16 protein-coding genes and 2 pseudogenes are annotated in these 18,666 nt (G+C 56.1%); 12 read left to right on the top strand and 6 right to left on the bottom strand.

Annotation, left to right across the window (positions count from 1 at the left end; all coding sequences use genetic code 11):
- Nucleotides 1–41: 41 nt before the first annotated feature.
- From JV551A3_RS19135 to JV551A3_RS19120, 5 genes and pseudogenes are all read left to right on the top strand, one after another.
- A complete protein-coding gene (locus JV551A3_RS19135) occupies nucleotides 42–815 on the top strand; it encodes a TetR/AcrR family transcriptional regulator (RefSeq protein WP_133971289.1) in 774 nt (257 codons plus the stop codon).
- 328 nt (nucleotides 816–1,143) lie between these two features.
- Nucleotides 1,144–1,941: pseudogene (locus tag JV551A3_RS31445) on the top strand (Tar ligand binding domain-containing protein); the annotation flags it as partial.
- Nucleotides 1,942–2,094: 153 nt separating this feature from the next.
- Nucleotides 2,095–2,799 carry a methyl-accepting chemotaxis protein gene (locus JV551A3_RS31440; protein WP_413038296.1) on the top strand — a complete coding sequence of 235 codons (705 nt, stop codon included), beginning with the start codon at nucleotides 2,095–2,097 and terminating at the stop codon, nucleotides 2,797–2,799.
- Between the two features lie 377 nt (nucleotides 2,800–3,176).
- Nucleotides 3,177–4,031 carry an ABC transporter substrate-binding protein gene (locus JV551A3_RS19125; protein ID WP_133971293.1) on the top strand — a complete coding sequence of 285 codons (855 nt, stop codon included), beginning with the start codon at nucleotides 3,177–3,179 and terminating at the stop codon, nucleotides 4,029–4,031.
- A 3-nt stretch (nucleotides 4,032–4,034) separates the two neighbouring features.
- Nucleotides 4,035–5,015 carry a fumarylacetoacetate hydrolase family protein gene (locus JV551A3_RS19120; RefSeq protein ID WP_133971295.1) on the top strand — a complete coding sequence of 327 codons (981 nt, stop codon included), beginning with the start codon at nucleotides 4,035–4,037 and terminating at the stop codon, nucleotides 5,013–5,015.
- 61 nt (nucleotides 5,016–5,076) lie between these two features.
- On the opposite strand, the gene JV551A3_RS19115 is transcribed toward JV551A3_RS19120, so the two are convergent.
- Entirely contained in the window at nucleotides 5,077–5,688 is a 612-nt protein-coding gene (locus JV551A3_RS19115; protein ID WP_133971297.1) for a TetR/AcrR family transcriptional regulator, read from the bottom strand.
- A gap of 287 nt (nucleotides 5,689–5,975) precedes the next feature.
- Here JV551A3_RS19115 and JV551A3_RS19110 point away from each other — a divergent pair, with 287 nt between their 5' ends.
- From JV551A3_RS19110 to JV551A3_RS19100, 3 genes are all read left to right on the top strand, one after another.
- Nucleotides 5,976–6,908 carry a VOC family protein gene (locus tag JV551A3_RS19110; RefSeq protein ID WP_133971299.1) on the top strand — a complete coding sequence of 311 codons (933 nt, stop codon included), beginning with the start codon at nucleotides 5,976–5,978 and terminating at the stop codon, nucleotides 6,906–6,908.
- 88 nt (nucleotides 6,909–6,996) lie between these two features.
- The gene (locus JV551A3_RS19105) at nucleotides 6,997–7,899 is read left to right on the top strand and encodes a SphA family protein (RefSeq protein ID WP_133971301.1); all 903 of its coding nucleotides are present in this window, start codon (nucleotides 6,997–6,999) and stop codon (nucleotides 7,897–7,899) included.
- 491 nt (nucleotides 7,900–8,390) lie between these two features.
- A complete protein-coding gene (locus JV551A3_RS19100; RefSeq protein ID WP_133971303.1) occupies nucleotides 8,391–9,503 on the top strand; it encodes an FAD-dependent monooxygenase in 1,113 nt (370 codons plus the stop codon).
- An 86-nt stretch (nucleotides 9,504–9,589) separates the two neighbouring features.
- Here the strand turns inward: JV551A3_RS19100 and JV551A3_RS19095 are convergent, their stop codons facing one another.
- The 5 genes from JV551A3_RS19095 to JV551A3_RS19075 form a co-directional block, all read right to left on the bottom strand.
- A complete protein-coding gene (locus JV551A3_RS19095) occupies nucleotides 9,590–10,618 on the bottom strand; it encodes a hypothetical protein (RefSeq protein ID WP_133971305.1) in 1,029 nt (342 codons plus the stop codon).
- 192 nt (nucleotides 10,619–10,810) lie between these two features.
- Entirely contained in the window at nucleotides 10,811–11,809 is a 999-nt protein-coding gene (locus tag JV551A3_RS19090) for a transketolase family protein (RefSeq protein ID WP_133971307.1), read from the bottom strand.
- Nucleotides 11,806–12,654, bottom strand: coding sequence for a transketolase (locus JV551A3_RS19085; protein ID WP_133971309.1), 849 nt, complete (start codon nucleotides 12,652–12,654; stop codon nucleotides 11,806–11,808). Before JV551A3_RS19085 ends, JV551A3_RS19090 begins: the two co-directional genes overlap by 4 nt.
- Nucleotides 12,655–12,674: 20 nt before the next feature.
- Nucleotides 12,675–13,973: an MFS transporter gene (locus JV551A3_RS19080; RefSeq protein WP_133971311.1), complete on the bottom strand. Its 1,299-nt coding sequence runs from the start codon at nucleotides 13,971–13,973 to the stop codon at nucleotides 12,675–12,677.
- Between the two features lie 76 nt (nucleotides 13,974–14,049).
- Nucleotides 14,050–14,799, bottom strand: a complete 750-nt coding sequence (locus JV551A3_RS19075; protein WP_133971313.1) for an SDR family NAD(P)-dependent oxidoreductase — start codon at nucleotides 14,797–14,799, stop codon at nucleotides 14,050–14,052.
- A gap of 196 nt (nucleotides 14,800–14,995) precedes the next feature.
- Here JV551A3_RS19075 and JV551A3_RS19070 point away from each other — a divergent pair, with 196 nt between their 5' ends.
- The 4 genes and pseudogenes from JV551A3_RS19070 to JV551A3_RS19055 all read left to right on the top strand — a co-directional run bounded on the left by JV551A3_RS19070 (nucleotide 14,996) and on the right by JV551A3_RS19055 (nucleotide 18,452).
- On the top strand, nucleotides 14,996–15,916 hold the full coding sequence (locus tag JV551A3_RS19070; RefSeq protein ID WP_133971315.1) for a LysR substrate-binding domain-containing protein: 921 nt from the start codon (nucleotides 14,996–14,998) through the stop codon (nucleotides 15,914–15,916).
- Between the two features lie 70 nt (nucleotides 15,917–15,986).
- On the top strand, nucleotides 15,987–16,739 hold the full coding sequence (locus JV551A3_RS19065) for a FadR/GntR family transcriptional regulator (RefSeq protein WP_133971415.1): 753 nt from the start codon (nucleotides 15,987–15,989) through the stop codon (nucleotides 16,737–16,739).
- Nucleotides 16,736–17,107, top strand: coding sequence for a response regulator transcription factor (locus tag JV551A3_RS31435; protein ID WP_133971317.1), 372 nt, complete (start codon nucleotides 16,736–16,738; stop codon nucleotides 17,105–17,107). Before JV551A3_RS19065 ends, JV551A3_RS31435 begins: the two co-directional genes overlap by 4 nt.
- A gap of 251 nt (nucleotides 17,108–17,358) precedes the next feature.
- Nucleotides 17,359–18,452: pseudogene (locus tag JV551A3_RS19055) on the top strand (class II histone deacetylase).
- Nucleotides 18,453–18,666: the final 214 nt, after the last annotated feature.

Genomic DNA, 18,666 nt, shown 5'->3' with positions numbered 1-18,666 from the left:
ACAGTCACCGGCGCGGGTCCTGTGGGAACGCATCGGTATGCATGATTCACTTCTGTTTTACTTATGAGAGAAATGCTGTGGCTTCGAGAATAACTGTCCCCGAGACGGGTTCGCCCAAGGGCAAGCGGTCGTCTAAGCCGACCCCGGCAAGCGGGAACGATGCGCCTGCACCAGCACGTAAGGAGCGTGGCCGTCCGCCGGGGCGGACGCGCAGCGACGCTGCCCGCATTGCGATTTTCAACGCCACCTTGAAACTGCTTGAAACGCAGACGGTGCAGCAGATCACCATCGAATCGATTGCCAAGGAAGCGGGAGTGGGCAAGGCGACGATCTACCGGTGGTGGCCCTCGAAAGCCTCAGTCGTGATCGATGCCTTCGTTCAGAACCACATCGTCCACACGCCCTTGGCTAAGGGGGGGAGCTGCCGCGAGACGCTCGCCAAGCACATGCACCTGTTGGTCGAGCAGTACAGCGGTTGGCCTGGGCAGCTCGTCGCCCAGATCCTGGCTGAGGGCCAAGCGGATCCAGATGTGTTGCGCGAGTTCAGGGAGCGCTTCTTCTACGGTCGACGCGCCGTGGTCCGAGAGGTTATCGATGAGGGGCGCAGGTGCGGCGAATTTCGTACAGACATAGATCCTGAGAATCAGATGGACTTCCTGTACGCCCCCATCTATTTCCGGCTCCTGTTTGGTCATGCGCCTTTGGATCAGGTGTTCGCAGACAAGCTGGCCGACACCATGCTGAAACTCTTGAGCCCACCTGCTGGGCCTGAGATTGACTTAGAGCCACCGGCTAAACCTGGCAACGTCGGCTGAGCCGTTATCATTGAGCTCAGGTGCGTCTATATCCTGCCTCGAGAACCCCTCCTGGCAGCATGTAGGCGTGGCCTAACCTGTGGATGTATGCAGTGCAACTGCTCCGCAGGCATTAAAGAAGTGAGCACAGGGCTTGTGCGAGCGTAGAAACTCGCTATAAAGTGAAACGGAACGAGTCGTATATCAACTGGTGGCGCTCCATTTGCCGCTCAGACATTGAGCCGATTCTTCAGTCAGCATGGGGCAGGTAGCGACAGAGGTGGAGCGATCGCTCAATGCCCTCCGATGGCCGTTAACCCGATAAAAACAATAACCGGGAGGCAGGGCTATGCGTTTTCTCGCCCGATATTCGATTGGAACCAAGCTACTGATGACGCCCACGCTCGTCACCGTCCTGCTTCTGTTGGTGGCGGCTGCGGCCTGGTATGGGCTGTGGGCTCAGCACGCCGCGTTGCAGCGTATCTACGAGGTACGCATCCAGCGTCTGAGCGCTACCACTAACGGCCTCAATGAGGTGCGCTCTCTGAATGAGGACGTTTACATCGTGCTTGCCGACTACCAGCAGGCAATCGCTGCTGGCGACGCGGGCTTCGGCGAATTGAAAGGGCAGGCCGAGGATATCCGCCGCGGGATCGTCCAAGCGAGGCAGCACTTCGAAAGCGCATCGCAAAAGTCCGGCCTTACTGACGAAGAGCAAGCTGCCTATAAGGACGTGCTCACCGCCATCACCGGGTACGGCGAAGCGCTCGAGCCCCTGATACAGATGTTGACGGGCGAAACAGGGGTGCAGAGCGACAGCCAGATTTCGATGGCTTGGAACTGGTTTGGCAGTTTTCTCAGTGCTGCGGGAAGACTGAACGAAATCCAGGACCGCCTCAGCGCTGAAGACTATCGACAGGCCAAGCGCATCGCATCCTTCTCCATGGCGCTCTTGGCGGGCGTCGTGCTGCTGGCGATTCTCGTGTCCGTGGGGTGTGCTTTAGCGATCCGGGCACAGATCGTCGAGGCCGTTCTAGATATCCGTGAGGCCGCGCTGCACCTTCAATCAGGTGACCTGACCCGTCGCGCCCAAGTGTTCGGACGCGACGAGGTCGCGCAGAGCGCACAAGCCTTCAATCAATTGGTGGACGGGCTCCAGAAGCTGGTCACACAAGTCCTGAAGGGGGCAAGCGAGCTCTCCGCTTCCGCTCGTAACCTGGCCTCTGATGCCAACAAAGTAGAGCGCGGTGCCGCCCGCCAGTCAGAATCGATCGATGCCGTCGCGGCGACGATCGAGCAAATGAGCGTGAGTATCGCTGCAGTTGCAGATGGCGCCGAACAAGTGCGTGTGAACTCCCAGCAGAGCCTGCAAGGCACGCAGGCTGGCTGCCTGGCGCTGAAGAGCATGCAAGGTGAGGCCGATCGGGTGCAGATCGCTTTCGCCGAAATACAAGGTTTGGTTGAAGATTTCCTCAACCGCACAGCCGCGATCTCTGACCTGACCCAAAAGGTGAAGGACATCGCCGGCCAGACCAATCTACTGGCTTTGAACGCCGCGATCGAGGCTGCTCGTGCGGGGGAGTTGGGGCGGGGGTTCGCCGTGGTTGCCGACGAGGTACGTAAACTCGCCGAGCATTCGAGTGGGGCCGCTAGCCACATCGAGGAAGTGACGTTGGCGCTGGGCGCACGCTCTGAGGCGGTGGGGCGCTCACTCGAATCGGGTCACCATTCATTGGTATCGACATTCGATCAGCTCGCAGCACTGCAGCGCATTGTCACCGATGCGGGGGAGGTGGTGGCGACCACGACGCACGAAATCGATGGCATCGTCGCCGCGGTGAAAGAACAGAGCAGGGGCAGTGTGGATGTGGCGCGCAATGTGGATGAAATTGCGCGTATGAGCGAACAGAACACCCAGGTGGTGGTCGAGGCTGCTGGCGCCGCGGCGCAGCTTGAGCGTTTGGCCGAGGGCCTGGAGTTGGCGGTTGCGCATTTTCGCGTCTAGCACTTGGTGCTGCCATGGCTGCGTGCAGCGCGCCAAGTTGCCACTTTAGCCTTTTCAAATGTCATATCGATAACAACAAGAGAGGACGCCCATGAAAACCCTGGTCCTATGCTTCGGTTGCTTTCTCCTGTTCATGATGGTCGTGGCTTTTAGCGTGGAGTTTCGCGTTAGGCCCAATCTCAGCGCCGGCCTCAATTCTGCGAATGGATGCCAGCATTACAATTGTGCTCTCCCTGCTTTCAATCCGGGTTGGACCGACGCTTTCCGCTAGTTTCTTGGGTCGGAGTGAGGGAGGTTTTATACCCTCGGTTTAGCTGATTGACGTTACGATACGTATCGTCTAGTATTTTAATCGTCACGTTTACTGGGCCTTGCTGATGCTAAAGAAAAACCTTCGCGTTATTTGGTTCGTTCCGCCCGCAGTGGCCATCGCGGCTGATTGGGACGCGCCAGATAATTTCCATTTGGATGCGGCCCGAACATTGTCTTCAGATGAACAGTTTGACGCCTTAGTCAACGGCACGGCCGATGCAGCCGTGACGTCCATGGACAACGTGTTCCACTGGAACCTGCGCCCAGGTCCGCAGGATTTCGTGATTGTTGCGCAGGTGGAAAGCACTACACCGTTGAGCCTGATGGGCTGGGCTGCAGGTGGAGCGGAGATGCTCGAAGGAATGACCGTGCTGGTCGATGCACCTGAGAATGGCTTTGTCATTGCTCTGAGGGCTTTGCTCGATGATGCCGGATTGGCTCAGGAGAGTTTTACCTTGCTACCGGTTGGTGGCGTGCGAGAGCGCTTTGAGGCGCTGATCAAAGGGCAAGGACATGCCACACTTCTGGGGCCGCCCTTTGACGCGCTCGCCCGTGCTCAGGGGTTGCACGAGATGGCGAACATCCAAGCAATCTACCCTTCTTTTCCGGGGCAGGGCGTGGTCGTCAGAAAAGCGCTGGCAGATCATGGGGGCTTGAAAGAATGGCTGAGGTTGCTTGTCAAGGCCGCGCGGGATCTACCAGATCACCTTGGGCAACTCCAGCGGACGCTCCTTAATCAATCGATGCCCGCAGGTGCGGTACAAGCGATGATTCAAACTTGCCCTACAACCTTGGTACCCAGCGTGCAAGGTATCGACTTGCTAATCAGTCATAGAAACCAACTGAATTTACCTGGTGCGGATGTCACGTATGAGCAATTGGTGGACATGGCTTTCCTCAGTGACTGCGGTGGAGTTTAATGAATGAGAAATTTTGCCATTGGTACTTTTTCAATGAAGGGCGACGGGGCGCCGAGATTTGCCGGCCTTGTGATTGACGGCAAGGTGGCCAGTATTTCCGACTTGTCCGATATTTATGACTGCCCGGCACTGTCGGAAAAAAGTGTTCTTCAGCTATTGGAAAACTGGCAGCAGAGCCTCAACGATTTGAATCATTTGGTTGAACAGGTATCCACCAGCGGTTGGTTCGATGAGCACGATCTGCTTGTGCATTCGCCGGTCGATTTGCCTCGCCAGATTTTTTGTACGGGTGCCAATTATCGTAAGCATGTTGTTGATCTTACCGTCGACTCCAAAGTCGGGCCGGCTGGGCTCAATGACGATGAGTTGCGCACCTGGGCTGAAAATATGATGGACCAGCGGGTGGCTCATGGCGAACCCTATGTATTTACGAAGCCGGTGTCGGCTGTTAGCGGCGCCTATGACGACCTTGTGTTGCCACCCACTACGCAAAAGCCGGATTGGGAGCTCGAACTGGGTGTTGTCATTGGCAAGCCTGCCTACAATGTAAGTGCGGCCGACGCATTGGACTACGTTGCGGGCTACACGATCGTCAATGACATCTCGGCGCGAGATCTGATTCCCAGAACCGACTATCAGATGCTGGGCACTGATTGGTTGCGCTCAAAGGGACAACCGGGATTTTTGCCGGTAGGGCCCTATCTGGTCCCTCGGCAGTTCATTCAGAATCCGTATGACCTCTCCATCAAACTCACGGTGTCGGGTTCGGTCATGCAAAATGAGACAACCGCTGATATGTTGTTTAGTATCGAACAACAGATCGCCTATATCACTAAGTACGCAAGGTTGTTGCCTGGTGATATCATTTGTACCGGCTCCCCTGCAGGTAATGGTACGCACTATAATCGGTTCCTGGTGGGGGGTGACACTTTGCAAGGGGAAATCACCGGTTTGGGAAGTCAACAGCAGCGCTGCGTAGTATGAGTTCTTGAATATCAGCAAACCTCTTTCCCTTCGCCGGCCCTGATGGCCGGCACGCTCCAATCTATGACTGCTGGATGCCCAGGAGATCGAACACATAAGCAAGATGGGATTGTGCGAAGTTCTCATCCAGTGGGGCATGGTTAAGCATGAGCCGCATGTAAACGGCGCCGTATATGACATCCATAAGGATATCAACATTCGTATCAGTCCTGATTTCACCTGTTGCTTTACAAGCTTCGAGGATTTCTCGCACGACGGCGCGGCGCCCATAGTGAAATCGTTCACGGAAGGCTTGCAGAATCGACGGATCAGATTGGCCTTCGGCAATGATCTGAGCAACCAGCCTTCCTGGCCAGCCGGCGTACTGTTCAATGAGAGATCGAAAATGATAGGTGAGCGCCTCTTTTCGGGCGACCTGACGAGGGATATTCGTCTTGACCAGATGGTTCTCGATGAATGCGTCGATCACCACCAACGCCTTTGAGTCCCACCACCGATAGATGGTGGCTTTGCTGACCCCCGCCTCACGTGCAATAGCCTCAATGGAGATTGCCTGGATGGTTTTTTCCTGAAGAAGCGTGAGCGTAGCATCGAGAATCTGGCGCCGTGTAGCTTCACTTCGCGGGCGGCCAACGCCGGGTTTCTCACTTGATGCTATCTTATTGATCTGCATTGAGTTTCCTATCGTGGCACTGGTCACCATGGGTTTATTAATAATACGATACGACTCGAATAATATATTCCCAAAATAGTCTTGTCACTAGTGCGTTGATAGCGCATCTGCGTATATTCCTGGCTGCTGATTGTTTGGCTAAACCCGACAGCACGGCGGATCAGTAAAATTCTTTACAAAACGATACGACCCGTTTACTTTGTTTTCTACTGCTGTTGAATGAGCGCGGAAGGTGAGTGGTCAGCGAAGGTTGGCCTGGTAAAACAATAATAAGCAGAGGTGATCGAATGAACATCCTAGGTCCTGATACGTTGGTTTTTGGCGTCGATGATGTCGCTGCCTGTGAGCGGTTTTTGATCGATTACGGTCTGCAGGCAACCGGAAAGGGTCGATTCGAAGCGCTGGATGGCACGGGAGTAGAAATTCGCCGTCGCGATGATCCTGCGTTGCCCAAGTGGGATCTGACCACTGCAAATATGTTGCGCAAGACGGTCTATGGTGTGCGCGATGCCTCTGTACTTGAGCAGATCAAGCAAGAGTTCGAGGGCGAGCGCGAGGTCAAGGTATTCAGTGATGGTTCCTTGGAGCTGGTTGATGACCTGGGCTTTGCCTTGGGGTTCCAGGTCACTGTCAGACGGCCGCTCGACTTACCAGCAGAAGTGGTCAATGCACCGGGCGACATCCGCCGTGCTGCCAATATTACGGGTGTGCCGTCAGGGGTGGCGACTGCAATCGTGGCGCGTCCGCGTACACTTTCCCATGTGGTGTACTTCGTCCCTGACTCAGATAAAGCAGAAGCGTTCTATACCGGTAGACTGGGTTTCAAGTTGACTGACAAATTTATCGGTATGGGGCCTTTCTTACGCCCAGCCGGAACCGCTGATCACCACACCGTGTTTTTCATTCAAACGCCTGCTCACCTGCAAGGTTGTGAGCATTTCACCTTCCATATGGGGGGGCCGACCGAAGTGCTCAGTGCAGGTTATGCCTTTGTCGCAAAGGGCTATGAGTCATTCTGGGGGCCCGGACGACACCGGTTTGGTTCTAACTGGTTCTGGTATTTCAAAACACCACTGGGTTGCCACATAGAATATGACGCCGATATGGATCAGCATGATGATAATTGGGTGCCGCGCGTGGCGCCTGGCATCATGGACAACTCGCAAGTTTTTCTCTTCCATTGGCATGAGCAGTGGGCGCCTGGCGGTAAGCAGCAATAAACTTTCATGACGGCGCCTTCACGGAGGTTAGTGTTGGATTCGGGCGTGTCTTGTCTTAATTAATACAATAAAATAGAAGGCATTGATCATGGCGCGTATGCGTGTTCCGAGGTGCTTGCTGTGCGGGCTGTGTATTACCGTTGCTGCTCAAGCACATGCGCTTGAGGGCGGTACTTCGAGTTATCCTTCAGGTGTGGTTACAGTGATGAGTGGCGCAGTGGGTGCATCGGGTGAAACGCATGCGTACAGTTATAATAAGTTAATCGACATCGACTCGGTGCGTAACGGACAGGGTGAAAAGGTATTCCCCAAGGCCAAAGGTAAGATACATGCCCATGCGTTGCGCCTTGTGCATACGCTGGAGCAGGCCCGTTTCTTGGGTGGGGATGTATCGCTGCAGGCAGCTCTGCCCTACGTTGACGGTCACATTGACATTCCTGTCCTGGGTTTTCGCGGGCGTGACTCTTCTGAAGGCATGGGCGACCCGATGTTCGGTTTTCTGCTCAGTTGGGCGTCGCCCACGTACTTGCACAACGTTGATGTCGAGTGGATCCAACCATGGGGTACGTATGACAGGGATGCACTGATCAATCCAGGTAACAATACCAAGGCACTTTACCTCGGGTATGCCTTCACGTGGTTTCCTGTAGGGAAGCTTGAGGTTAGTTCCAAGGTAAGCGCTAACTATAGCTTTGAGAACAAGGCCACTGATTACCAGTCCGGTATACAACTGGTGGCAGATCTGGGTGTCAATTATCGTATTGCGCAACACTGGTTGGCCGGCGTTGGCGGGTTTATATCGACCCAGTTGAACGACGATCAGTCTGATGGGCACACTGTCGGAAACCGCAGTCGCTCTACCAAGCTGGGGCCGCAACTAGGGTACGGCACTCGGGATTGGGGTTTTGTAGCGGCTTATCAAAAAGATGTATACGCGCGTAATACATCGGGTGGCGATACACTGATGTTTAATGGCTATATGAAATTCTAGTCAGTGACGCACTGATAATGGTATGCCCATGCATGGTGCTGTACGCAGGTGGTTCAGCTCATGGAGGAGAGCTTCACGCCTCAACGTCACGCACTGTAAGGCTTGGCTTGAGTGGACAGTAAGGCTGACTATAAGCCGCTCCAGTGGCGGCTGTGGCCTAGCCTTGGTTGAAGATGGATCGTCTGCTGCAACCTCCCTCGTAGCGGTTGACCAATCGCCGGGAGCGCGTCAGTGCTTGTATGGCGATACGTTGGCCTGCCAAGATCCAAAGACTTCACCTAAAGGAGCGGGCCTCGGTGGTTTACCGGGGCCAGCCACTGCTGTTGCTGGGTGGCCAGCGCCTCGCGCAGTATTCGTGTAAAAGTCTTATGCTACGTCCTCGTGTATGCGGTGCAGGACAACGCAGCGACACGTCTGGCCCGAATGCCTGGCGCCAGTTGCCAGTCATTCGGCAGCAACCACCCGCCATAGAAGCGGAGAGAGAACAATAAATGAATGAAATCAAAACTGTCTTGATTGTGGGAAGCGGGATCGGCGGAGCAACTGCGGCCTATGCGTTGCGCAGGATCGGAGTCGATGTGCATTGCATCGATATCAAGACCGAAACGCCACTGGTCGGATCCGGTATTTGCCTTCTGCACAATGCACTGCGTGCAATGGGCACTCTGAGCCTGGCAGAGCAGTGCCTGGACAGCGGCTATCGATTCGATGCATTTCGTCAGTTCGATGCAGCAGGGCATCTGCTGTGCAGTAACTCCGCTCCCCCCAGTTGCGGCATCCGGCGACCGGAACTGGCGCGCATTGTCGAGACCGCGGCTGCAGGCGCCGGAGCGATTTTCGACAGGGGAGTTACAGTAGACCGCCTGGTCAACCGGCCGGAGGGCGTCGATGTCTACTTTTCCAATGGTCGTCAGGCGACCTATGACCTGGTTGTTGCCGCAGATGGCGTTTACTCCCCGATCCGGCAGCAGATTTTTGGAGGCCATTACAATCCTGCCTTCGCGGGTCAAAGTGTGTGGCGCTTCAACACCGTGCGCCCAGTCGAGGTGGATGGTTTTTGCCTGTTCCGCACCCAGACGGGAAAAACGGTGGGCTCATTCCCAACAGGCCAAAACAGCTGTTACATCTTCTATTCGGAAAACAGCAAGGATCCGTTGCGAATCCCAGAGAGTGAGGCTCATCTGATGATTCGTGAGCGCCTTTTGGAATTCACCGCCCCGGCACTCGTGGCGTCATTGGAGCAGGTGACAAAGCCCAGGCAGGTGATTTTTCGGCCTCTGGATATCACGCTGGTGCCGGCGCCGTGGCATCGTGAGAGGGTAGTGCTGCTCGGCGACGCAGCGCATGCGCCAACCCCTCATATGACCTCTGGTGGCGGCATGGCCATCGAAGATGCTGTCGTACTGGCGGAGTGCATCACTTCGACGCAATCCGCCAACGCTGCACTGGAGCTGTATTCAAACCGGCGATTCGAACGCTGCAAGATAATCTACGGCGCCTCGCTGCAGCTGTGCCGAAATGAACAACAGGACCCCATTGGCAACCGTGAAAATTCGGCTGCACTGTTGTTGAAGACTTATCAGTACCTGGGCGAAACCGCCTAAACTCCGTCAGCCTGCTGCGCGGGTTGTCCACAATAATGGGCCCCGCCAGCCTACGTCTGTGCAAATGAGTGTGCGGGATGATTCGCTTAGAGGGTAAGCGCTCGCGCCCCTTTTTCCCCTGTTAATTGGGCGCGCAGTTCGGCGCCTGCTTGCTTAAGCCGCAGGACCATGTGTGCGGCGTCGATCAGCGTAGAGGGCAGGTAGAGCCCGGGTTGTGGCGGGCAGTCAGTTCTTAAGCCAAGCAATGCTTCGATTCCTACGGCAACCCCAATTCCTGTGAGCACGATCTGCCCTTCGGGGTGGGATAATTGTGCTGTTACTGTTGCTATTTCACCGTCAATCAAAGTGCCAGAAATTTCGTATACGATCTCTACAGATGGCCGGCCGCTTAAGCGGCGCCCCGGCGTTTCGGCGAGCACAAAGTCGAGTCGAATCGCCCGCGCGGAGGACTTTGCTGCGAGCTCGGGTACGTCGAACGATGGGAAGCTCACCCCTTCGTAGGCGGTGCCGTCCAGCAACTGGAAGGTTCGAATTTCCTGTGTGTTGTCGGGTTGAATCCAGGTCTGTGCGTCAACCAGAAAACCTGGCGCTCTATCCCCGAAGTTGACCACATCACTTTGGCTCGCAGGCCCTCCGAGATCTTGATCATCCATCACGGCGCCAATCTTGATGGTATCGACGTGGGAGAAACCATTCAGGATCTGTAGAGCGGTTAGTACCAGTGTCCCTGCGAAGCTGGTGTCCTGAAGCAAACTGGCCGACTGGCGGCTGCCGCCTATCTGCACGGCCAACTTTGGAGCAAGATGTACAAGTTGAGTGGCAATGCTTGTATAGGGTATACCCGCATTCACTGCATACTTTGCTGGAAAGGTGGAAAGATCATTGGTCAGCAGCGCGATGCCGCTGAGCGCTAATCCAGAAGGTAGGCCAAGGTCACTCCTGTTGGTGTCGACGGTCACCCCGATGGCGTTACCCCATGCAGCAGCAGCGGCCTGTGCTTTTTTCAAATTTCGCCCAGCAATGACGAGCGACAACGCTGGTTGAAATGTTCTGAGGGCTTTGACGACCGCTGTGCCAACTGCGCCGTAACCACCAATGATCAAGAAAGGTTTCATTCGGATACCTGGATACCATCATCGTTGCTAGAACATGTCGTTATAGGCTACTCCAATTGCAGAGCGCTTTGATAATTGTCGGTATCAATTATTCGAGGTTCGTCGGCCAGGCATCTACATTGTGGCGCGGGACCGTATAGGTCACCGCGCCGCGCTATCAATGCAATCGAACGACTCACCCAGATTTTGCGTTTACAGCCACGCCTTGATTTGCCGCGCCACAGCATCCGTGGAGATGCCATAACGATCATGCAAGGTAGGTAGTGCACCGGCATCCAGGAACGCATCCGGCAAGGCGATCTGGCGGAAGGTCGGCGTCACGCCGTTGCGCAGCAATACACTGGCAACCGCTTCTCCGAGGCCACCGATGATCGAATGGTTTTCTGCCGTTACCACCAGGCGGCCAGGCTTGCGAGCCTCGGCGAGAATGGTCTGCTCATCCAGAGGTTTGATGGTCGGCACGTGCAGCACCGAGACATCCACGCCGTCCTTTCGCAGCTGCTCTGCAGCTTCCAGTGCGCGCATGGTCATCAGGCCGCTGGCAATCAGCAGTACGTCTCGACCACCGTGCAGGACCTGTGCTTTACCCAGCTGGAACTTGTAGTCGTAGCGATCCAGCACCAAGGGCACGTTGCCCCGTAGCAAGCGCATGTAGACCGGCCCCTGGTGGGCGGCGATAGCGGGTACAGCCTGCTCGATTTCCAGTGCATCGCAAGGGTCGACGATCATCAAGTTCGGCATCGCGCGGAAAATCGCCAAGTCATCCGTGGCCTGGTGGCTCGGGCCATAACCGGTGGTCAGGCCAGGCAGGCCGCAGACGATCTTGACGTTGAGGTTCTCTTCGGCGATGGCCATGCAGATGAAATCATAGGCTCGGCGCGAAGCGAATACGGCATAGGTCGTGGCAAACGGCGTCATCCCTTCACGTGCCATGCCGGCGGCAGCGCTCATCAGCAACTGTTCGGCCATGCCCATCTGATAGAAGCGTTCGGGGTGGGCCTTGGCGAAGATGTGCAGGTCGGTGTACTTGGACAGGTCGGCGCTGAGTCCGACGATATCCTGACGCTGTTCAGCCAGGCTTGCCAAGGCATGGCCGAATGGCGCAGCCCGCGTAGGCTGGCCCTCGGCGGCGATGGAGGCAATCATCGCTGAAGTGGTCAGGCGTTTTTTTGCTGCATTCACAGTGCTCATGCTTGGCTCCCGGCGTCCAGCGCTTTGAGGGCAAGGTCCCATTCGTTCTCATCGACGCGGATAAAGTGCGTTTTGTCGCGGTTTTCCAGGAAAGGTACGCCCTTGCCCATGCGGGTATCACAGATGATCACACGCGGTTGTGCATCGGGGTGGGCGCGAGCCTGGTCAAAGGCGGTGACCAGGGCATCAAGGTCATTGCCATCGACTCGCTGCACGAACCAGCCGAAGGCCTGCCAACGATCAACGATTGGCTCGAAGGCAAGCACCTCGCTGGAATGGCCGTCGGCCTGCTGGTTGTTCACGTCGACGATCGCGATCAGGTTGTCCAGGCGCCAGTGGCTGGCGGACATGACTGCTTCCCAGGTCGAGCCCTCGTTGAGCTCGCCGTCGGATAGCAGGTTGTACACCCAGCTGTCCGAGCCCTTGCGCTTGAGGGCCAGGCAAGCGCCGACCGCGATGCCCAGCCCGTGACCGAGCGAGCCCCCGGTGATCTCCATGCCGGGGGTGTATGCAGCCATCCCGGACATAGGTAGGCGACTGTCGTCGCTGCCGTAAGTTTCCAGCTCTTCCTCAGGGATGACGCCAGCTTCGATCAATGCAGCATACAGCGCGATCGCATAGTGACCGATAGACAGGTAGAAGCGGTCGCGTTCTTCCCACTCGGGGTTGCTGGGGTCGATGCGCAGCGCATGGAAATAGGCAACAGCGAGCAGGTCGGCGGCCCCCAGCGCCTGGCCGACATAGCCTTGACCCTGGACTTGGCCCATGCGCAACGCATGGCGACGAATATTGCGAGCGCGCTCAGCCAGGGGCGGCGCCTCATTGTGGGTAGGCACAGCAGTCATTTGAATGACTCCTTTTGAAATCAGCGATTGACCAGATTGGCCGGGACTCGAGACACCAGGAAGGCGCCAAACACGAGTACGATGGTGATGAGATACATGCCGATGGCGTTGCTGCCCAAGGTCGTGGTGACCCAGCCGATCAGGTAGGGCGAGCAGAAGCCGGCAAGGTTGGCGAAACTGTTGACCGCCGCGATACCGGCCGCAGCTGAAACACCGCCCAGCAGTGTGGTTGGCAGCATCCAGAACAACGAAGAGGCGGACAGGATCCCTGCTGCGGCGAGACAGAGACTGAGGATCGACAGTGTCAAGCTGCTACTAAAGGCCGCGGCCAGGCTTAGGCCAAGTGCGCCTAGCAGCATGGGGATCGCCAGGTGCCAGCGGCGCTCACGGTGACGGTCGCCGCTGCGCCCAGCCAGCAACATGGCAAAGATGGCGCACAGGTACGGCACGCTCGTCAGCAGGCCGATGTGCAAGGGCTCGCTGACCCCGGCATTTCGCACCAGTGTGGGTAGCCAGAACGTGATCGCATACTGACCCATGACGACGCAGAAGTAGATGCCCGCCAGCAACCACAGCCGACGGTCGCGGATGAAATCCCCCACCGAGCCGTGATTGACCTTGTGTTGCTCGTCTTCAGCCAGCTCCTTGCGCACCAAAGCCTTTTCTTCATCGTTCAACCAATGGGCCTGGTCGACTCCATCTTTCAGGTAGCTCAGCACCAGAATGCCCACCAGTACGGTCGGAATCGCCTCGAGCAAGAACATCCACTGCCAGCCAGCCCAGCCATGAACGCCGGCGAAACGCTCCATGATCCAGCCTGAAAGAGGTCCTCCGATCATTCCCGAGAATGGAATGGCGATGAACCACAGTGCAGTCATCTTCGCCCGACGGTACGACGGGAACCAATAGGTGAGGTACAGCAACAGACCCGGAGCAAGCCCCGCCTCGGCAATACCCAGTAAAAAGCGCAGGGTATAAAACTGCCAGGCTGTTTCGACCAGTGCGAACATTGCCGAAATAATGCCCCAGGTGATCATGATGCGGGCGATCCAGCGTCGCGCCCCGACCTTGTGCAAAATGATGTTGCTTGGCACTTCGCAAAGGAAGTAACCAATGAAGAACATGCCGGCCCCCAGCCCGTAGACGGCTTCGGAGAGGGCGAGATCGTCCATCATTTGCAGTTTTGCAAAGCCAACGTTGACCCTGTCCAGGTAGGCACACAGGTAGCAGAGCATGAGAAAAGGCATCAGTCGCCAGGCCGTTTTACGGTAGGCACTGCTGCGCGCGGCGGACGCCGCATCGAGCGCTAATGTGGTCATTTCGTTCTTATCTCTTGTTGTTATCGAACGCGCGCGCTGGGCCGGGCTCAGGCCCAGCACGCGATGCAGCAGATGCTCAGTGGATCAGCATGCCGCCGTTGACATCCAGGGTGATGCCTGTCAGATAGCTCGACAGGTCGCTGGCCAGGAACAATGCCGCATTGGCGACATCGCGCGCCTCACCCAGTCGACCCAGCGGGATGCCTTCGATGATGGCGTGACGGCGCTCATCCTGCATCAGCCCACCCGTAATGTCAGTGTGAATCAGGCCCGGTGTGATGGAGTTGACGCGAATATTGTCCGGTCCCAGCTCACGGGCCATCGCCTTGCCCAAACCGAGTACGCCAGCTTTCGCAGCGCTGTAGTGCGGGCCACCGAAGATGCCGCCACCGCGCTGGGCAGAAACTGAAGACATGCAAATGATGCTGCCGGAGCCTTGAGCGCGCATGGTCGGGATAACCGCCTGAGACATCAACAGCGTTCCGCGCAAGTTCACGTTGAGAATGCGGTCGTAGTCAGGTCCAGTGATTTCCAGGGTTTTCACCGGCTGGGTGATGCCGGCGTTATTGACGAGGATGTCGATCCGACCGAAGTGCGCAAGCACTTGTGCGATGGCGTCACGTACTTGGGCTTCATCGGCGACGTTGGCTGACAAGCCACGGTGGCCTTCGCCGAGTGCAGCAGCGGCTTCGGCAGCGGCCGAGGCATCGAGGTCGAGGATGGCAACCCTGGCACCTTGATCAGCGAATGCCTGGGCAGTTGCGCGGCCGATACCGCGGGCAGATGCAGCGCCAGTGACTATGGCGAATTTTCCTGTGAGTAGCATGGAAGGTGCTCCGGGTGATTATTTTTGTGAGCGGCGGTTCAGGCAGAACCGATGGCCACAGCTTCGTTCCCGGCGGCAGCTGCAGCAACGCCCTGTGATTCATCCGATGCTGAAAAAAATTCAGCCCTTGGCTTGTACACACTCATCCCGCCGGAGTAAAACTACTGGTAGCCTGCGAACTTTTTCAGGAATGACCATGAGCCTGGACACCCTCAGGAAATCTCCTCAGATCCCTCCGCTGAAAGCAATTCAGTCCTTCGAGCAAGTCGCGCGTTTCGCCAACGTTGCCCGAGCTGCCGAGCAGTTGAACCTAACCCCCTCGGCGGTGAGTCATCAGATCGCCAATCTGGAGGCATTGATCGGGCGGCCTTTGTTCATTCGTGAGGCGCGCGGTGTTTCTTTGACACCCGCGGGTGAGCAATACCTGCGTGAGGTTTCCGGGATACTGCAGAGCTTGGCCACTGCGACTGAACGCGCTGGGAGTGCGGTGGGTTTCGATTGCTTGCGGCTTCATGCTGCTCCCAGCTTTGGCCTGCTCTGGTTGCTTCCACGTCTGGACCATTTTCGCAGCAGCCATCCGCAGATCCAGATCAATCTATCCTGCTCGTACGAGTCCCTGCACTTCGGTCGCCATCAGATTGACCTCGATATTCGTCATGGTTATCCCAATTGGCCCAGCCTTGAGGTGCGTACTATCCGACACGAACGTGCGACAGTGCTGGCTTCGCCGCAGTTTCTTGAGCGTACCCAGATCAGGAGGCCCAGCGACCTGCTGGGGCAAAACCTGATTCTGTCGGAAGCCGCATTGGTGCAATGGCCGCACTGGTTTGCCCAGCAAGGCGTGGCGTTGCCCCAGGCACCGTACTCGCTCAGTTTCGACCGCTCCTACATGAGTTTGGAGGCGGCCAGTCACGGATACGGTTTGGCCTTGGAGAGTTCTCTACTGGCGCAGGACTATATCGCTCGCGGAGAGCTGGTTTCTGTATTCGCAGAGGATCTGGCAACTCCAGTCAGTGCACACCATCTGGTATTTCCTCGAGGTCATGCCGAAACCTTCAGGGTTCGGCAGTTTCTTGAGTGGGTGCAAGGCCAGCTCGGTCATGATTTCAATTACTGAAAGAATGGAGTGGGCGGTACTCGCTGATCTTTTCCACACTAAGTGTCCGTCTCTGGCCGCAGGAACTATTATGACGCAGGATCAAGTACCAGGAGAGTTGAAGATCAGATTGCGCAGCTTGGCGCAGCAATTGGTAGCTGTGCTGACTGAGCGCATCCGCAGCGGTCAGCTCAAGCACGGGGACAAACTACCCACTGAGTCCCAGCTCATGGCCGAGCAAGGCGTTAGTCGTACAGTAGTTCGTGAAGCTATAGCTCGGCTGCAGGCGGCAGGGCTGGTGCAGACACGACACGGGATAGGTTCATTTGTGCAAGGCCCAGCGTTAAATAATTTCCAGATTGATGTCTCTGCCATGAGCACCCTCCGAGAAGTATTGCATGTGCTGGAGCTGCGTATAGCCCTTGAAGTGGAGTCCGCTGGCTTGGCGGCGCATCGACGAAGTGATGACCAGTTGGCTGACTTACGGGCTGCCCTAGATGAGTTAAACGCCAAATCCGCCGATGCCAGCGGTACGGTGTTAGAAGACTTTCGATTTCACCTTTGCATTGCACAAGCCAGCGGCAATCACTATTTCACGGATGTTGCCCAGCATTTGGGAGGTGGTGTTATCCCGCGTTCACGGATCAATTCGGCACAGCTAGCTCAACGCGATCAAGCGAGTTATATGCAGCGCTTGCAGTATGAACATGAAGCGATTTTCGCGGCGATTGCCCGACGTGATTCTGAGGGCGCGAGAATGGCTATGCGAATGCACCTCACCCGCAGCAAAGAGCTGTTTGACGAGGCGTTACTACGCGACTCAACCCCATCACCCATTAGATGAATGAGTCATGGATAGGTCTAGTTGCCTTTCGCGTCCGGCGTTACTGGCTGCAAATAAGCATTCTGGCCGGGGTGGTGCGCCAAACTGTTTTCAACGCTGATGCTCAGGTCAGTGAGGGTCTTCGAGGATTTGAACGAGTAGGTGAACAACTAACTGTCCGAGAGCAAGAGGTGGTCGGTCTGATGATTTCAGGCCTAGGTACAAAAGAACTTGCTCGGTATCTCGGTATCAGTATGCAAACGGTAAAGGTTCACCGTAGAAATATTTACTCAAAGCTAGGCATCAGTACAGAGTTGCAGCTTTGCAGTCTGTTCCTCAGGCCGGGAAACGCTTTTGATACACGAATGTCTGTTGCGCGCATCGGGTAGTCGAAAGCGATCATTCACGCAATTGGCCGCTCGCTCCTTTAAAATTGCTCTGAACAGGATGCCACTCAAAGAGCGAGGTTGGTTTTCATCTGGCCAGCTGACGGAGTGTGCTGCCCTACGTCCGTACTCCTGAGAGTGTAGTGCTTGTCTCATACCCCCATGGTGGCATATTCGTGGGTGGTGTATCTGGGTAATCTGAACCGGCAAGCTAAAATTCGTTTAATAACAATATTGATGCAAGAGGCAAATACATGGGCACTGGCTTCGTATGGCATGAATTATTCATATGGCATTCGACAGGCCGTCATGCAGGGATCTATCAGCCTGGGCTGACCATCCAACCTGGTACTCCCTTCGAAGAGGCTGAAACCAAGCGACGGTTCAAGAATCTGCTTGATGTCAGTGGTTTGGCCGACGAACTCCTCAGTATCCGCCCGCGTGCCCTGCAGCGCGACGAGCTGGAAATGGTGCATAGCGCTTCTTACCTCGACCAGTTGCAAGCAATGAGGAATGCCGGTCCCGGTGCATTTAGTGCCAATACTCCGTTGGGGTCTGGGAGCTTTGAAATCGCTTCACTGTCTGCCGGCGGCGTTGTCGAAGCTGTGGAGGCCGTAATCAGGGGGGATGTTGCGAATGCCTATGCCCTAGTTCGTCCGCCAGGGCATCACGCGGTTGCCGATACTGCCATGGGCTTCTGCTTGTTGGCCAATGCCGCACTTGCCGCCCGTCATGCAGTGCTCAAGTGCGGCCTTGAGCGGGTGGCAATCGTCGACTGGGATGTCCATCACGGCAATGGAGCTCAGGATATTTTCTGGGATTGCTCGCAGGTGCTCACGGTATCGATCCATCAGCAGGGTAATTACCCGAGCGACATGGGTGGGGTTAATGAGCGGGGCGTAGGGCAGGGGCTGGGCTACAACATCAATATCCCGATGTTGGTGCGTACATGGAGGCGATGAATTCAATTATCGTGCCGGCACTGGACGATTTCTCTCCGCAATTGATCATTGTGTCTTGTGGTTTCGATGCCGGCGCTTATGACCCGTTGGGCAGGATGCTGCTGCACAGTGACAGTTTTCGCGATATGACCCGCGCTTTGATGGATGTCGCGTCTGAGCACTGTGAGGGTAAGTTGATCATGTGTCACGAGGGTGGCTATGAACCGAACACTGTGCCTTACATGGGGCTTGCTGTGCTCGAAACCTTGAGTGGCCGGCGTACGACAGTTAATGACCCAAACTTGTTAGACATGAAAGGACTCTATGGGCAAGCCATTGAGCCTTATCAGTCTGCTCACCTGAACCATTTGAAGAACACGTTGCTGTGCGATGAGGCGCAGGCCTGAGGCCAGGTATCTGCACTGACCGAGATTCGCTACGGATTCACTTCCGTAGACGCCAAAATTAATAATAAATTCAAGGGTGCTGCTATGACGCGATCCACCGTCGGCCTTTCGCGGCCACGCCCACGCGATACACTAATAAAACTTATCGTCTTGATCGATTTTTCTCTATTCCTCATGCCGCCTCTGCATTGGTATTTTGGTGACGGGATCGCAG

The sequence above is a fragment of the Pseudomonas inefficax genome, from assembly GCF_900277125.1.
GTDB classification, from domain to species: Bacteria; Pseudomonadota; Gammaproteobacteria; order Pseudomonadales; family Pseudomonadaceae; genus Aquipseudomonas; species Aquipseudomonas inefficax.
The sequence above is the reverse complement of the archived record's forward strand: the minus strand, read 5'-3'. Positions and strand labels throughout refer to the sequence as shown.

Coding starts and splice junctions, on each gene's coding strand:
- JV551A3_RS31440 (WP_413038296.1), top strand. CDS start 2,095: ATGAGCGTGAGTATCGCTGCAGTTGCAGATGGCGCCGAACAAGTGCGT.
- JV551A3_RS19115 (WP_133971297.1), bottom strand. CDS start 5,688: ATGCAGATCAATAAGATAGCATCAAGTGAGAAACCCGGCGTTGGCCGC.
- JV551A3_RS19110 (WP_133971299.1), top strand. CDS start 5,976: ATGAACATCCTAGGTCCTGATACGTTGGTTTTTGGCGTCGATGATGTC.
- JV551A3_RS31435 (WP_133971317.1), top strand. CDS start 16,736: ATGAATGAGTCATGGATAGGTCTAGTTGCCTTTCGCGTCCGGCGTTAC.
- JV551A3_RS19105 (WP_133971301.1), top strand. CDS start 6,997: ATGGCGCGTATGCGTGTTCCGAGGTGCTTGCTGTGCGGGCTGTGTATT.
- JV551A3_RS19100 (WP_133971303.1), top strand. CDS start 8,391: ATGAATGAAATCAAAACTGTCTTGATTGTGGGAAGCGGGATCGGCGGA.
- JV551A3_RS19090 (WP_133971307.1), bottom strand. CDS start 11,809: ATGAGCACTGTGAATGCAGCAAAAAAACGCCTGACCACTTCAGCGATG.
- JV551A3_RS19080 (WP_133971311.1), bottom strand. CDS start 13,973: ATGACCACATTAGCGCTCGATGCGGCGTCCGCCGCGCGCAGCAGTGCC.
- JV551A3_RS19070 (WP_133971315.1), top strand. CDS start 14,996: ATGAGCCTGGACACCCTCAGGAAATCTCCTCAGATCCCTCCGCTGAAA.
- JV551A3_RS19135 (WP_133971289.1), top strand. CDS start 42: ATGATTCACTTCTGTTTTACTTATGAGAGAAATGCTGTGGCTTCGAGA.
- JV551A3_RS19085 (WP_133971309.1), bottom strand. CDS start 12,654: ATGACTGCTGTGCCTACCCACAATGAGGCGCCGCCCCTGGCTGAGCGC.
- JV551A3_RS19120 (WP_133971295.1), top strand. CDS start 4,035: ATGAGAAATTTTGCCATTGGTACTTTTTCAATGAAGGGCGACGGGGCG.
- JV551A3_RS19065 (WP_133971415.1), top strand. CDS start 15,987: ATGACGCAGGATCAAGTACCAGGAGAGTTGAAGATCAGATTGCGCAGC.
- JV551A3_RS19075 (WP_133971313.1), bottom strand. CDS start 14,799: ATGCTACTCACAGGAAAATTCGCCATAGTCACTGGCGCTGCATCTGCC.
- JV551A3_RS19125 (WP_133971293.1), top strand. CDS start 3,177: ATGCTAAAGAAAAACCTTCGCGTTATTTGGTTCGTTCCGCCCGCAGTG.
- JV551A3_RS19095 (WP_133971305.1), bottom strand. CDS start 10,618: ATGAAACCTTTCTTGATCATTGGTGGTTACGGCGCAGTTGGCACAGCG.